Annotated in this window: 12 protein-coding genes; 7 read left to right on the top strand and 5 right to left on the bottom strand. The window is 69.7% G+C overall.

The window, feature by feature from the left end:
• Positions 1 to 185: 185 nt before the first annotated feature.
• The 3 genes from ACFXK0_RS26670 to ACFXK0_RS26660 all read left to right on the top strand — a co-directional run bounded on the left by ACFXK0_RS26670 (position 186) and on the right by ACFXK0_RS26660 (position 4,020).
• Complete coding sequence (locus ACFXK0_RS26670; protein ID WP_379413648.1) at positions 186 to 1,607, top strand: hypothetical protein; 1,422 nt, start codon at positions 186 to 188, stop codon at positions 1,605 to 1,607.
• Positions 1,608 to 1,849: 242 nt separating this feature from the next.
• Entirely contained in the window at positions 1,850 to 3,682 is a 1,833-nt protein-coding gene (locus ACFXK0_RS26665; RefSeq protein ID WP_379413646.1) for a phosphoenolpyruvate carboxykinase (GTP), read from the top strand.
• A 158-nt stretch (positions 3,683 to 3,840) separates the two neighbouring features.
• A complete protein-coding gene (locus tag ACFXK0_RS26660) occupies positions 3,841 to 4,020 on the top strand; it encodes a hypothetical protein (protein ID WP_379413644.1) in 180 nt (59 codons plus the stop codon).
• A gap of 6 nt (positions 4,021 to 4,026) precedes the next feature.
• On the opposite strand, the gene ACFXK0_RS26655 is transcribed toward ACFXK0_RS26660, so the two are convergent.
• On the bottom strand, positions 4,027 to 5,472 hold the full coding sequence (locus ACFXK0_RS26655) for an aldehyde dehydrogenase (protein WP_379413643.1): 1,446 nt from the start codon (positions 5,470 to 5,472) through the stop codon (positions 4,027 to 4,029).
• A 211-nt stretch (positions 5,473 to 5,683) separates the two neighbouring features.
• Between ACFXK0_RS26655 and ACFXK0_RS26650 the strand changes: the two genes are divergently transcribed.
• The gene (locus ACFXK0_RS26650) at positions 5,684 to 5,980 is read left to right on the top strand and encodes a hypothetical protein (RefSeq protein ID WP_379413642.1); all 297 of its coding nucleotides are present in this window, start codon (positions 5,684 to 5,686) and stop codon (positions 5,978 to 5,980) included.
• A gap of 4 nt (positions 5,981 to 5,984) precedes the next feature.
• Here ACFXK0_RS26650 and ACFXK0_RS26645 read toward each other — a convergent pair whose 3' ends face one another.
• Complete coding sequence (locus ACFXK0_RS26645; RefSeq protein ID WP_379413640.1) at positions 5,985 to 6,782, bottom strand: class I SAM-dependent methyltransferase; 798 nt, start codon at positions 6,780 to 6,782, stop codon at positions 5,985 to 5,987.
• A 157-nt stretch (positions 6,783 to 6,939) separates the two neighbouring features.
• Here ACFXK0_RS26645 and ACFXK0_RS26640 point away from each other — a divergent pair, with 157 nt between their 5' ends.
• Complete coding sequence (locus tag ACFXK0_RS26640) at positions 6,940 to 8,109, top strand: glycosyltransferase family 4 protein (RefSeq protein ID WP_379413639.1); 1,170 nt, start codon at positions 6,940 to 6,942, stop codon at positions 8,107 to 8,109.
• 3 nt (positions 8,110 to 8,112) lie between these two features.
• Here ACFXK0_RS26640 and ACFXK0_RS26635 read toward each other — a convergent pair whose 3' ends face one another.
• Together ACFXK0_RS26635 and ACFXK0_RS26630 are read right to left on the bottom strand one after the other, a co-directional pair.
• Positions 8,113 to 8,355 (bottom strand): hypothetical protein, encoded by a 243-nt coding sequence (locus ACFXK0_RS26635; RefSeq protein WP_379413638.1) that lies wholly within the window; start codon positions 8,353 to 8,355, stop codon positions 8,113 to 8,115.
• A gap of 178 nt (positions 8,356 to 8,533) precedes the next feature.
• Complete coding sequence (locus ACFXK0_RS26630) at positions 8,534 to 10,420, bottom strand: hypothetical protein (protein ID WP_379413636.1); 1,887 nt, start codon at positions 10,418 to 10,420, stop codon at positions 8,534 to 8,536.
• Between the two features lie 209 nt (positions 10,421 to 10,629).
• Between ACFXK0_RS26630 and ACFXK0_RS26625 the strand changes: the two genes are divergently transcribed.
• Complete coding sequence (locus ACFXK0_RS26625) at positions 10,630 to 11,910, top strand: polysaccharide biosynthesis protein (protein WP_379413635.1); 1,281 nt, start codon at positions 10,630 to 10,632, stop codon at positions 11,908 to 11,910.
• 237 nt (positions 11,911 to 12,147) lie between these two features.
• Here ACFXK0_RS26625 and ACFXK0_RS26620 read toward each other — a convergent pair whose 3' ends face one another.
• Positions 12,148 to 13,335 (bottom strand): DUF3068 domain-containing protein, encoded by a 1,188-nt coding sequence (locus tag ACFXK0_RS26620; protein WP_379413633.1) that lies wholly within the window; start codon positions 13,333 to 13,335, stop codon positions 12,148 to 12,150.
• Between the two features lie 133 nt (positions 13,336 to 13,468).
• Here ACFXK0_RS26620 and ACFXK0_RS26615 point away from each other — a divergent pair, with 133 nt between their 5' ends.
• Entirely contained in the window at positions 13,469 to 14,674 is a 1,206-nt protein-coding gene (locus ACFXK0_RS26615; RefSeq protein ID WP_379413632.1) for an acyltransferase family protein, read from the top strand.
• Positions 14,675 to 14,707 lie beyond the last annotated feature (33 nt).

Genomic DNA, 14,707 nt, shown 5'->3' with positions numbered 1-14,707 from the left:
TCGCCGAGTCTGCGGAGATCGCGGCGGGGCCCGCGCCAGCGCCGTCGGTGGAGCCCGCCGAGCCGGCTGAGGCGTCGCCGGGGGCCGCCGCACCGTCGTCGGAAGGTGCTGGGCCGTCGTCCGGGTCTGGCCGGCCTGCCGCGCCCGACGAGGCCGCGCCGGCGATCCCGGCGGAGGTCGAAACCGTGATCGAGCGGTGGAATCCGCAGGGTGTGGCGCTGCTGCGGGCGATGGAGCAGACCGGGGCGGGCTCGCAGGTGGTGCTCTATGCCGTCGACGACGCCAACACCACGCTGGTTCGCACGGAACTGGCCCGCTTCGAACCGCGTATCGATCTCGCCGATCCGGCCACGTTCGCCCAGCTCGACGAACCACCCGCCGCCCTGGTCCTGTTCGACGCGGGCAGTGTGATCGGCGCCGACGTACTCGCCCTGGTCGAACGGCTGCGCGCCGCCCGGCAGCCGGTGCTGCTGGCCATGAACGGTTTCCACGCCTATCAGGACTGGCGCGAGACCAGGGAACGCAGCGTTGCCCTGCTCGCGGCGCGCGGCGTCACCGGGGTCGACGTGCTCGCCGTGTCCGCCCGGCTCGCCGCCGCGGCCCGCGCGGCCGACGACTCCGCCCTGCTCGACCGCTCCGGGCTGGCCGGCCTGCACGCCGCGCTGGCCGCGGCCACCGCCCACGAGCCCACCGACGGCGCCCAGCGGCGCGGCGCGGTGCTCGCCCGCGTGCTGGCCGACACCAGGGCCCGCGTCGAGGAGCAGATCGCGACCCTGCGGGTCGGCGCGGAATCGGTCAGGATCAGGGAGGAACGGGTCGCCCTGCTCGCCGGGCGCGACGGCGGCCGCCAGACCGGGCTCTCGGCGGTGCGCAGCCAGGTCCAGCTCGCGCGGGTCGACCTGAGCACCGAACTCGGCTCGATGATCCGTGCCCTGCACACCCGCGCACGCACCGAACTCGACCGTTGCGACCGCACCGAACTGCGCGCCTATCCGCAGCGTTTGCAGCAGGCGGTGAGCGAATTGTCCGCCGCCGTCGACACCGCGATCGACGAGCGCGTCACCGAGACCGCCCGCCGGATCGGCACCGCGAACCCGGAGCCGCGCAGGCGCGATCCGGCGCCCCGTGTCGGTCCCGATCCCGAACCGAGACACCGGGGTGTCGAAGATCACCTCATGATCGCGCTCGGCGCGTCGGCCGGTGTCGGCCTCGGCCGGCTGATAGTCGCGCCCCTGTCGCTGGTGCCCACTTTGGATGTGGCGAGCGTCCCGGTGACGCTGCTGCTCGGCGCGGGCGCGGCCGCCTGGGTGGTGCGCGCGCGAGGTCAGCTGGCCGAGCGCAACCACATGTCGCAGTGGGTGGCCGAGGCGCTGGTGAATGTGAAAGCCCAGCTGGAGCAGCGTATCGCGGCGGCGCTGGTGGATATCGAGGCGGAATTGGCCGAGCATGTCGTCACCGAATCGACGGAGCGGGCGGTCGCGGTTGACCGGCGTGTCGCCGAGCTCGACGCGCTGGCGCGGCGGCTGGTCGCCGAACGTCCGGCGCAGCTGTCGGCCTGTGAACGCGACGTCGCGGTCCTGGATCGCTGGGACGCCACGATTGCCTGACCCAGCGGTGGGTAATCGATAACGAGCCCGATTCCGTCCCGGTCGTCATATCGCGTTAACCTTGAGTCAGGAACCTGGGCGTCCGCTCCGTGCCAGCCGATGCGCGGCCTCCGTCCATGGGCGGCGCTGTACGCCGTCCATTTGGGGTTGTGCGGTGGTTGCTCGCTGCGGACGCCTTCCCGCCATGGTGGCGATCGATGAGCAGGCGACATCGAACAACCGCCCATCTCAGGAGAGTTTTCATGACCTCAGCGACCATTCCTGGTCTTCGTGGATCCGACGGCACCGCGCCGACCGAGCACAGCGAACTGCTCGCCTGGGTGCAGGAAGTCGCAGAGCTCACTCAGCCCGACCGCGTCGTCTGGGCCGACGGCTCCGACGCCGAGTGGGACCGGCTGACCACCCAGCTGGTCGAGGCGGGCACCTTCAAGAAGCTCGACGAGAAGAAGAAGCCGAACTCGTTCCTGGCGCTGTCGGACCCCTCCGACGTCGCCCGCGTCGAGTCGCGCACCTACATCTGCTCCAAGACCGAAGCCGACGCAGGCCCGACCAACAACTGGGTCGACCCCGCCGAGATGCGCGCCACCATGACCGAGCTGTACCGCGGCTCGATGAAGGGCCGCACCATGTACGTGGTGCCGTTCTGCATGGGCCCGCTCGGTGCCGAGGACCCCAAGCTGGGCGTGGAGATCACCGACTCCGAGTACGTCGTCGTCTCGATGCGCGTGATGACCCGCATGGGCCAGGCCGCCCTGGACAAGCTGGGCGCCGACCGCCCGTTCGTGAAGGCGCTGCACTCCGTCGGCGCCCCGCTGGCCGACGGCCAGGCCGACGTGCCGTGGCCGTGCAGCGACACCAAGTACATCACCCACTTCCCCGAGGACCGTGAGATCTGGTCCTTCGGTTCCGGCTACGGCGGCAACGCCCTGCTCGGCAAGAAGTGCTACTCGCTGCGCATCGCCTCGGCCATGGCCCACGACGAGGGCTGGCTGGCCGAGCACATGCTGATCCTCAAGCTGATCTCGCCGGAGAACAAGAACTACTACGTCGCCGCCGCCTTCCCGAGCGCCTGTGGCAAGACCAACCTCGCGATGATCCAGCCGACCATCCCGGGCTGGCGCGCGGAGACCCTGGGCGACGACATCGCCTGGATGCGTTTCGGCGAGGACGGCCGCCTCTACGCGGTGAACCCGGAGTTCGGTTTCTTCGGCGTCGCGCCGGGCACCAACCGCAGCTCCAACCCCAACGCGATGGCCACCATCGAGGCGGGCAACACCGTCTACACCAACGTCGCCCTGACCGACGACAACGATGTGTGGTGGGAGGGTCTCGAGGGCGAGCCCGATCACCTGATCGACTGGAAGGGCAACGACTGGAACCTCCGCGAGTCGGAGACCCTTGCCGCGCACCCCAACTCGCGCTACTGCACCCCGATGTCGCAGTGCCCGATCCTGGCCCCCGAGTGGGACGACCCGCAGGGTGTGCCGATCTCGGCGATCCTGTTCGGCGGCCGCCGCAAGACCACCGTCCCGCTGGTGACCGAGTCGTTCGGCTGGGAGCACGGCGTGTTCATGGGCGCGACCATGGGCTCGGAGCAGACCGCCGCCGCCGAGGGCAAGGTCGGCACCGTCCGCCGCGACCCGATGGCGATGCTGCCGTTCCTCGGCTACCACGTGGGCGACTACCTCGACCACTGGATCAACCTCGGCAAGAACGCCGACGCGAACAAGCTGCCGAAGATCTTCTACGTCAACTGGTTCCGTCGCGGCACCGACGGTCGCTTCCTGTGGCCCGGATTCGGTGAGAACTCCCGGGTGCTGGAGTGGATCGTCGGCCGCATCGAGGGCCGTTCGGGCGCCCAGGCGACCGCGGTCGGCAACGTCCCGTCGGCCGCCGACCTCGACCTGGAAGGCCTCGATGTCGTCGCCGCCGATGTCGACGAGGCACTCGCGGTGAACGTCGACGAGTGGCGCAACGAGATCCCGTCGATCGAAGAGTGGTTCCAGTTCGTCGGCGACAAGCTGCCCTCGGGCGTGCGCGACGAGTTCGAGGCACTCAAGGAGCGCCTGGGCTGATCTGCCCCTGAACGGCCAACCGCCCGCACCGATTCGGTGCGGGCGGTTTCCGTGAGTCGCCACCGGCGGTGCGCCGCCGTCACTTATATTCCTCTCAGCTCCTGCACGTCGTAACCCACGTGGACACGAAGAGTTCGACGCTGAGAGGTGATTGACGCATGACCGATCTGGTGACCGGATTCGAGTCCGACACCTATTCGAGCACGCCGCTGCATCGGGTAGCGGGTCGCCTGCAGCGCGCCCTGCCGCCGGGCTGGCAGGTCGACGTGGTCGACCTACCCGCCCGGGGTGAGGTTTCCGCGCAGCCGGTGCTACGAGTCCAGATGCCGGAGAACTAGCCGGTTCTAGCCGGTCCAGCCCATGGGCATCAGCACCGACTTCTGCTCGCAGAACGCGTCGAGACCTTCCGGCCCGTTCTCGCGGCCGATGCCGGAGTTCTTGTACCCGCCGAACGGCGAGGTCGGGTCGAAGGCGTACCAGTTGATCGCGTAGGTGCCGGTGCGCACGCGCGCCGCGATCTCCGCGCCGTGCTCGATATCGGTGGTCCACACCGATCCGGCCAGGCCGTAGTCGGAGTCGTTGGCGATGGCGACGGCCTCGTCCTCGGTGTCGTACGGGATCACCGACAGCACCGGACCGAAGATCTCCTCCTGCGCGATGGTGCTGGAGTTGTCGACGTCGGCGAAGATCGTCGGCTCGACGAACCAGCCGCGCTCGAGGCCCTCCGGCCTGCCGCCGCCGAGCACCAGCCGCGCGCCCTCGGCCTTGCCCTTGGCGATGTAGCTCTCCACCCGGTCGCGCTGCTGCTCGCTGATCAGCGGGCCGAGCTGGGTGGCCGGATCGCTGGGATCGCCGGTCTGCATGGTCTTGACGTGGGCGACCAGCGCGTCGACGATCTCGTCGTAGCGGCTGCGCGGGGCCAGGATGCGCGTCTGCGCGACACAGCCCTGACCGCTGTTCATCAGCCCGGAGAAGGCGAGCACGGGGATGCTCGCGGCCAGGTCGACATCGGGCAGCACGATCGCGGCCGACTTGCCGCCGAGCTCGAGGGAGACCGTCTTGAGCTGCTCGCCCGCGATCGCGGCCAGTTTGCGGCCGACGGCGGTGCTGCCGGTGAAGGTCACCTTGTCCACACCGGGGTGAGCGGCCAGGTATTCGCTGGCCTCGGCCTCGGCGGGCAGCACCGACAGCACGCCGTCGGGCAGCCCGGCTTCGGTGAAGATGTCGGCCATGAGGTTGGCGGTGAGCGGGGTCAGCGGCGACGGCTTGAGCACAACGGTGCAGCCGGCCAGCAGGGCGGGGCCGAGCTTGTTCGCCGCGAGGAACATCGGTACGTTCCATGCGGTGATCGCGGCGACGACACCGCGCGGTTCCCGTGAGACACGGGTGGTTCCGAACAAACCGGTCCGAGTTTCGTTCCAGGCGAACGTCTCAGCCAAGGCTACCCATGCGTCGAGGGCCGCGACGGTCGGAATCTGGTTGAGTGTCAAGGCCGCTGACGCCGGTGCGCCCATCTCGGCGGTGAGCGCGGCGAGCAATTCGGGCGAACGCTGCTCGATGAGCCGAGCTGCCCTGTTGAGTACCGCGGCTCGTTCCAGTGGGGGCTTCGATGGCCACGGTCCGCTGTCGAACGCGTCGCGGGCCGCGGCGACCGCGGCGTCCACGTCGGCGTTCGTTACCGCGGGCACGCTGCCGACGGTCTCCTCCGTCGCGGGTGAGACCACGGAAATGCGGTCACTACCGGCCGGGGTGGTCCACTTCCCGCCGATGAACAGACTGTCGTAGTGCATGAGAACACGTTACAGTTTTGTGGCAGGATTGTCTGCAACACGTTCTAATTCGCTGTCCCGCAACGACTGTGAACAGGGCGAATTCCAACCTGTCGGTTCGCTTTTCGGGTAAACGCACTATTGCGTTCTGCTGGTGAAAAGGGGATGCTTTAGCTACTGATCAGCTCGCTCGATTCATCGGACCTTTACAGCGAATTGGGGAGACCGACTCATGGCTGTGCAAGTGATCGGCCGATCGTTGATGACCAGCGACCAGACCGACCATCAAGCGAAGAGTGTGGGCAGCGGGGGATGGGTTGTGTCATTCCTGCCCGGCCGCACACTCACTATCGAGCAGGCAACTGCCGCCATCCAGGCCGCTGAGGCGGTCGCGATGGTCGGAGCGCTCGCCGATCAAGTCGGCTTGACGACATTGGAGACAGTGGGTCTGGCCATTCAGGAGTCGCCATGGGTGAGCGCGTTACCCGCGCCCGCCCGCCGGGTGCGGCGACTGAGCTGGCTTGCCTGAACCACTACTTGGTCGCGACCACAACCAGGTTGCTGACCAATAGCTCGCGAAGGCAGGGAACGCGGACGAGCCACCACGCCCAGCGCGGATGGTAACGCGGAAAGATCGTCCTGACGTCGGCTGAAGTCGTTGCCGCCCAGCGCAACCCATCGGCCGCCGAGACGGCGAACAACGACCGGCCGAACCTGTTCTTGGGTTCGTGTCCGTGCTTACGCAGGTACCGGCGCGCCGCGTACTCGCCACCGAGGTAATGCCAGAGACCGGTCTCGTGACCACCGAAGGGTCCGTGCCACACCGTGTACGAGAACACGATGAGGCCGCCCGGCTTGGTCACCCGCACCATCTCCTCGGCCATCACCCACGGGTGCGGCACGTGCTCGGCGACATTGGAGGAGAAGCAGACGTCGAAGGCGTTGTCGCGGAACGGCAATGCCATCCCCGACCCGCGCACCGAGCCGGCCACCCGCAGCCCGGCCGCGTGCATCTCCGACGGGTCGGGCTCGACCGAGAGATAGCGTGCCCCCGCCGCGGTGAACTCGTCCGCGAAGTACCCCGGCCCGCCGCCGACGTCGAGGACGACGGTGCCGGTCAGGTCGCGCTCGGTGATGTCGGCGTAGAAGTCGGCGATCAGCTCGGCGCTGTCGGTGGCGATACCGCCGTAGAACCGGCCGGGGTCGGACTGCTCGAACCGGAAGCTGGTGAGCAGGCGCAGCGAGCGGCGCAGCGTCGCGCGCCGGGCGAAACGGGGCGTACGGCGTCGCTGGACGGGCTGCGCGGTTCTCGGCAGGGATGCGGTCGGCACGGCAGGAGTTTATGGGCTGCTGATTCGGGCCGGGACGCGCGGTCCGTGGCGGACACTCTGCGGCGATAGTGCCAAGACATGTCTGTCGCGCAGGACACACTCCGCTAGGGTGGGGGCCGACGTGTGTCCGAAACCGAACCGAAGGCGAGTCCCGACCGTGCGTGAAGTCCTGCTGCTGTGCTGGCGTGATACCGGGCACCCGCAGGGCGGAGGCAGCGAGCGCTACCTCGAACAGGTCGGCGCCCAGCTGGCGGCGCGCGGGGTCAAGGTCACCCTGCGTACGGCCGGTTATCCTGGCGCGCCGAAGCGCGAGCGTGTCGACGGGATCGACATCAGCCGCGCGGGCGGTCGCTTCACCGTGTACCCGCGCGCGCTGGCCGCCATCGTGGCCGGTCGGCTCGGGTTCGGGCCGCTGCGCGGCATCCGTCCCGACGTCGTGATCGACACCCAGAACGGTATCCCGTTCTTCGCAGGCGCCACCGGCGTGCCGTCGGTGGTGCTGGTGCACCACGGGCATCGCGAACAGTGGCCGGTCGCGGGCAAGCTGGTCGGCCGGATCGGCTGGTGGATCGAGTCGACGCTGTCCCCGCGCGTGCACCGCGACAACCAGTACCTGACGGTGTCGCTGCCCTCGGCCGAGGAACTGGCCGTGCTCGGCGTCGACCGAGGCCGCATCGCCGTCGTCCGCAACGGGGCGGAGCCGGTGCCCGCCGAGGTCGTCCCCGGTGACGACGCCACCCGCGCCACCCATCCCCGCATCGCGGTGCTGTCCCGCCTGGTCCCGCACAAGCAGATCGAGGACGCGCTCACCGCGGTCGCGCACCTGCGCGAACAGTTCCCCGACGTGCACCTCGACGTCATCGGCGACGGCTGGTGGGCCCCCAACCTGCGCGAATGCGCCGCCACCCTGGGCATCGCCGACGCCGTCACCTTCCACGGTCACGTCGACGAACGCCGCAAGCACGAGATCCTGTCCACCGCGTGGGTGCACGTGATGCCCTCGCGCAAGGAAGGCTGGGGCCTGGCCGTCATCGAAGCCGCCCAGCACGGCGTCCCCACCATCGGCTACCGCAGCTCCCGCGGCCTCACCGACTCCATCGTCGACGGCGTCACCGGCCTGCTCGTCGATGACGCCCCCGCCCTCGCCGAAGCCGCCGCCGACCTCCTCGCCGACCCGGAAACCCGCCTGGTCATGGGCGAAAAAGCCCGCGCCCGCGCCCACGAGTTCTCCTGGGCCCAAACCGGCTCCGGCGTCTACGAGGTCCTCGCCGCCGCCGCCCGGGGCACCTACACCACCGGCCTGGTAGCACCCCCAGCCCAACCCTGACTTTCAGTCGCTGAACAGCTCGTCCACGGTTCGTGCGGTGATCGACCGGTCGAGCCACCCGACGAGCTGGTCACGGTCATGGCAGGTGCTGATCTTATCGGCCGCGGACTCGGGGACGTCGATTCCCCTGCGGCCAAGGATCCGCAAAATGCTGTCCGCGATCCCTTCCTCGCGACCTTGTTCGCGACCTTCCTCGCGCAGGCGTTGTGAGGTCTCGGAGCGGAAGAACGACAAATCCACAGACATCAGTTTCCTCCAAAGTTGGGCGCCTCGGGTACCGCTGAGGCCCAGTTCGACCAGTTCGGCGTAGATCGCGTCGTCCCGGTGAGCTGACCATAGCGATTGAACATAGGGTCCTGATTCGCACTGGTGTTCTATCTGTCGGGCGTGTTCGACGACCCGCCGGACGACACACTGGGCAGGGTTATCGGGTGGGGCGGTGGAGGGTGGTGGTGAGGGAGGTGAGGAGGAGGGCTGCCCAGAGGAGGTGGGCGGTGGTGGCGATGCGGCGTTGGGTGGGGGTGGCGATGTCGCGGGGGGTGGGGGTGGGGAGGCGGTAGAGGGAGAGGTTCGGGTCGGTGTAGACGAGTTCTGTTGCGGACAGGGTGGTTTCGGAGGCGCCGAGGGGGCCGGGAGTGGTGTGTTCGACGAGGATCCAGCCGACGCCGAGGGCGGACAGGTCGGCGGGTGGGGCGCCGCGGAGGAGGGCTTCCTCGACGGCGCGGGCGCGATTGCCTTCGCCGGTGACGGCATAGCCGCGGACGCGGAGTTCGCCGGTTTGCAGGACGTCGTTGGGGAGGATGCGGGGGGCTGGGTCGAGGACGGGAACTGTTCCGCTGTAAGGGAATCGGCGGAACATACCCCCGGGGAGCACCGCCACGTCACCCGGCCCGTCGACCTTCTCGACCACCTGCGCCCAACCACCGGGGTAGTGCACAGGCCGCATCTGCCCGCCGACACCCCACGCCAGATCCGCCAGGGGAAGCACGAGCAGCGCGATGAAAAGTGCTGCGGCCGTGAGAATCCCAGCACGGTTGACGTCAGTGGCCGACACCTTCTGGCCGGCCTCGCGACTAGTGACTGTCGCCGGGTCGACCGAAGGGGGCTTCGCAGGCTGAGGGCGGACCGGGTGAGAGCCGGTCAGGTCAGTGCCGATGGGGTCAGGGGCGGCCGGGTCTGTGCCGGAGATGCCATGGTCGGCCGGATGCGGGCTGGGACTGGCCGAGGTGACTCGCTGGGACCACAGCACGACAGTGCGGCAGGCCGCTGCGGCGCACAGTGCGTAGGCGGGCATCGCGAGTGCGACGTACTTCTGCGTATCGCGGAGCAGGCCGGCGCCGGGGATGTGCACGACCAGCCACTCGCCTGCCGCGATCCCCCATGGTGTCGCGCCGAGCGCGGGCAGCACGATCGCGGCGGCGGCGATTATCAGCAGGGTGCGGCCGTCGCGGCCGCGCGCCCAGACCGCGCGTACTCCGAGCGCCACGATGGCGAGCAGCAGCGCTGTGCCGATCAGTGCCAGGGGGGTCGTTCGGCTGGTGGGGACGGCCTCGCTGTTCCAGATGCCGCCGAGGCCGGCCAGGCTGCCCAGGGTGCCGAGCCATGGTTCAGCGCGGGCGGCGAAGGCTGATACGCCGGCGGGGTCGGAGGGTTCGGCGCCGGAGCCGAGGGCGGTGGCGGTGAGCCAGGGCGCGCAGCTGAGGAGCCACAGTGCGGTGGCGGGTATCAGCGCGCGGCGCCCGGCCAGGGCGAGGCCGATGATCGCCGCCAGCAGGGAGCCGGTCGGGGTCAGCCCGGCCGCGGCGAAGCTCGCGCCGAGCGCCGCCCAGGCCCCGACGCGCTCCGACGCGAGTGCCCGGCGCACGCGAATCGCGGCGAGGGCGGCCCAGGGGAGCGCCGCGTAGCCGGCGAGCAGGCTCCAATGTCCCTGTAGAAGTCGTTCGGCGACAAAGGGATTCCACAGCGCGACGGTCGCGGCGACCAGCTGGGCGGGGGTCGAGGCGCCGACGAGGCGACGGGCGAGCACGGCAGCGCCGTATCCGGCGGCCCACAGCGAGATGATGAGGATCGCCTTCACCAGGATCCCGCCGTCGATTACCGGTGACAGCGCGGCGAGCAGCGCGTCCTGGGGGACGGCGCGCGGTGCGGCGGCGCCGAGGCCGAGCGCGGAATCGGTGAGGTAGGAGCGCGGGGTGCTGACCGCGTCGCGCAGCAGCAGATAGCCCGAGCCGGCCAGCGGTCCGACGATGATCACCGTGAGCAGCGCGCAGTATCCGGCGATCCAGGCTCTCGCGCGTGTACTCGTGGTCACGTGAGTGCACCTTACGTCCCGCCCGCCGCCACCGGGACCTGGGTCGAGCCGCCCCTGGTCGCGGCGCCCGACACGCAGGGTGAGTCCGGTCGGACTCACATTTTCGGGGTAGTGGCGGCGGCGAGCGAGGCCAGGTGCGACGATGAGGCGTGTCCTCGGTCCGTCGCCCCCCTGTCGTTGCTGATCTGACCTGGGTGACGGCTGGCGCGATGACCGCCAACGTCGCCGGTTACCTGCTGCAACTGCTCGCCGGGCGCTGGCTCGGCGTCGCCGGTTACAGCGAGTTCGCGAGCCTGCTGGCCGTGCAGCTGCTGTGCGCGGTGCCTGCCCTCGCCATGCAGAACGTGGTCGCGCGCGAAGTGGTGCGCGGGGCGAGTCTGCCGGCGATCCGGGCGATGCAGTGGCGGTGCGCCGCGCTGGTTGCCGCCGTCGCGGTGGTGCTTATCCCGGTGGTGGCCGGAGTACTGCACGTCGGAGTGTGGGCGGCGGCGGCCGCGCTCGGGGCGGCCCCGGCACTGGTCATTCTCTCCGGAGAACAGGGAATTCTGCAGGGCGGCAACCACTTCCGCGCCCTCGCCACCGTGCTCGCGATGGCCGGAACCGCCCGCGTCGTCCCGGCTCTCGGCGCCCTCGCGCTCGGTGGGGGTGCCGCCGGTGCGTTGTGGGCGGGCGCCGCGGGCATCGTCATCGCGGCAGTCGTCGCGGGCCGCATCGCCCGGTCGACGTCGTCGGACCAGCCCGGCCGCGCGGCGGTGAACGTCGACCTGCCTGGACCGGCGGCGGTGGCTGTCGCCCCGCCGGGTGCCGGAGTGGCCGCGGGCTCACCAGCTACCCGCGCACACTTCACGAAGCGCCGCGCTGAAACCGATCAGCGACGGTCGCCCATCGGCGTCCTCCCCGTCCTACGCGCCGTCCAGGTCCAGGCCGCGCTGATGGCGCTGTCCTCCGCCGACCTGATCGTGGTCCGGATCGTCCTCGACGACGTCGACGCCAGCCGGTACTCCCTGGGCACCATCGCCACCAAGATCGCGTTCTGGCTGCCGCAGGCGGTCGGGGTGGTGCTGTATCCGCGGATGGCGCAGCCCGCGCATTCGGCACGGGCGATCCGGGACGCGCTGTCGGTGCTGTCGGTGATCGGCGTCGTCGCCGTGCTCGGCGCCGCGCTGGCCGCCCCGCTGGCGCCGTTGTTCGCCGGTGAGGACTACGCGCCGATCCAGGGCCTGCTGTGGATGTTCGCGCTGCACGGCGCGATCCTGGCGGTCCTGCAGGGCGCGCTGCTCTCGGCCATCGCCGTCGAACGCACCGCGCTGGCGGTGGTCACCTGGGTGGGGCTGGCGCTGGAGGTGACACTCATGCTCGCCTTCGCCCGTTCGATCGGCTCGCTGATCGGCACGGCGGTCTCGGTCGCCGCCGTCACCACGACCATCGTCGCCCTCGTGGTGCTGCGCACCGCCGCCCGCGTCACACCGCGTGAACCCATCCCGGCGTAGTCCAGCAATCCTCAACCGGCACCCTGTGGACAAACCCTGTGGATAACTCTCTCCCCAGCACAAAACCCCCAGCTGGGGCCCGAGGACACGCCAGGGAATCGGTGGAAAACCATTCATCCACACACCACCGGTGAACCCCTGTGGATAACCCGCAAACCGCCAGCGCAACCGAACCCGCACCCCGGAAACGCCGAAGGCCCCGGTCGCCATGACCGGGGCCTTCGAAGCCGACTGTTCTCAGGGACGTTTATTGGTGTCGATCTGCTCGGTGGGCCCGTCGTAATCCCCACGCGGGAACTGCGTCGTCGGAGCGTCGTCGCCGGCATCCCAGGTCGAGGTCTCCGGCTCGGGCGCGGGCGTCGGCGCCGGCCTGCCACCACGCGGGGTGGCGTGCGCCGGGGTGCCGCCACCGCCACGCAGGCCGAGGAACAGACCGGCCAGCAGCGCGAGCACACCGAGCACGCCGAACACGATCGGCACGATCCGGCCGAACAGCGACAGCTTGTCGATGTTCTCCTTGGCGATCGCGATCTGCGACTCGACGGTCGCCTCGTCGAACACGATGTGCGACTTGAGCGCGGTCACCTCGGGCTTGTCGGCGGTGCGGGCGTAGTACATGTGGATCGCCTCGCCCCCCTTGATGACGGTGCCGGTCTGCGGCTCCACCCACAGGTCACGCACATTGGTGTAGTAGCGCGTCATGGTGACCGGATCGTCGTTGTCGCCGACGCCCCACTTCTTGGCGGGCAGGGTCAGCCGGTTGGCGGGCGCCTGCACCGCGTCCCAGGTGCTGGTCGGCGGCGCGACCATCTGGAACCGGTACACCTTCAGGTTGTTGATCTCGGTCTCTTCGATGAAGTTGGCGTCGAAGGTCTTGCGCACATTGATGTCGAAGTACGGGTAGGTCTGCTTCTCGGTGCCGATCGGGAAGCGGTAGCCGAGACCGACATGCTGGACCGGCTCCATGACGCTGCCGTCCTTGTTCACGCTCACCGCGATCGACCCGTTGGGCTCGGTGGCGACCGGCTCGCCGGTGGTGCGGGAGATGGTGACGCGGTCGATCATGGCGGTGAGCAGGCCGGTGTCGCCCTGGACATCGGTGCGGCGCAGCGTCGTGCCCGCCTGCAACGTCATCTGGTCGGCGTCGGAGGGCTCCTCGACGGTGACGAAACGCTGGGAGATCAGCGGCACGTCCTTGTCCACGACGGCCGGGCCATCGCCGGTGGTCAGCGACTTGGAGTTGAGCACGAGGCTCTCCTCGCCGGGCTGATTCTCCGCGATGGTGGTGATCTCGAGGTCGAGCGGAGTCTTGGCGACCTTGCTCACCGTATAGGTGGGGATCATCAGCGCGGCGACGAGTAATGCCGCGCCCAGACCCACGAGCACGCAGGCAACCGTCCTTCTGGTTCCGGCACTCAGTGCCATGCAAACTCTCCTCGTCGTTCGGCCTCGTGAGCCCCGACACTAACAGCCCACAACCGAAGACCGTGGTGGTGCGCCCGGTAAATCGCCGATACGCTCGTTGTCCCGAAATGTCCACACGGCAGACTGGAGGGCGATGACGACCGCCACCGCCCCCGTTGCGCGCCCCCGCGCCTTCATTCCCGCCCTGGAAGGCATGCGCGGGATGGCGGCGCTCGGTGTGCTGGTGACCCACGTCGCGTTCCAGACCGGCCGCAGCGGTACGCCGGTGCTCGGCCCGATCCTGGAACGCTTCGACATGGCGGTCGCGGTGTTCTTCGCGCTGTCGGGGTTCCTGCTGTGGCGCCCGCACGCGGCGGCCGCGCACGGGTTCGGGGCCGCGCCGACGACCGGTCGCTACCTGCTGCACCGCTTCGCCCGGATCATGCCCGCGTACTGGGTGGTCGTGGTGTTCGTGCTGGTCCTGCTGCCGAGCGCGGCGCAGTCGGCGAATCTGCGGGTGTGGGTGTCGAACCTGTTCCTGCTGCAGGTGTTCGTCCCGTTGACGCTCACCGACGGCCTCACCCAGATGTGGAGCCTGTCGGTGGAGGTGGCCTTCTACCTGGTGCTGCCCCTGCTCGCCTGGGCGATCGTGCGCCTGCGCGGCGCCGCGGCGCGCTGGCGGGTGCCGGTGCTGTGCGCGCTCATCGCGGTGAGCCTCACCTGGAATCTGTGGCCGGTGCCGACTCCCGACGCCATCCACGCCGACAACTGGCTGCCCGCCTATCTGCCGTGGTTCGGCGCGGGCATGCTGCTCGCGGAACTGATTCACCTGGTCCCGCCCGCCTCGCGCTGGGGCCGGGCGCTGTCGAATCAGCCGCTGATGTGGGCGATCGCGCTGGTGGCCTTCCTGATCTCGGCGACCGAGTACGGCGGCCCCGCCGGGCTGGAACGCGCCGAGCCGTGGCAGTACGCCATGAAGACGGTGCTCGGCATGATCCTCGGTTTCGGCCTGCTCGCGCCCCTGGTCCTGCGCCCGGCCGAGGCCACCCCGCATCGCTGGCTGGAATCGCGCACCGCCGCCATCCTCGGCCGCTGGTCCTACGGCATCTTCCTGTGGCATCTGGTCGTGCTCACCATGGTCTTCCCGGTGTTCGCGATCCTGCCGTTCAACGGCCACTTCGGCTATGTCCTCGTGCTCACGGTCGCGGGCACGCTCCCCTTGGCCGCCGCGAGTTACGCGCTGATCGAGGAACCGTCCCGGCTGTGGGCCCGCCGCGTCGACCGGCGGGTGGCCGATGCCAAGTCCCGGCGCCTCGCCGGCCGATCAGCTCCCGAACCGGACCCGTCGCCGACCCGCTGAGCGCGCACCCGGGCGCGATCGCGTACGAGCTCC

The organism is Nocardia sp. NPDC059177 (genome assembly GCF_042755165.1).
Taxonomy (GTDB): Bacteria; Actinomycetota; Actinomycetes; order Mycobacteriales; family Mycobacteriaceae; genus Nocardia.
Note: the sequence above shows the minus strand (reverse complement) of the source record. Positions and strands in the feature narration are given on the sequence as shown.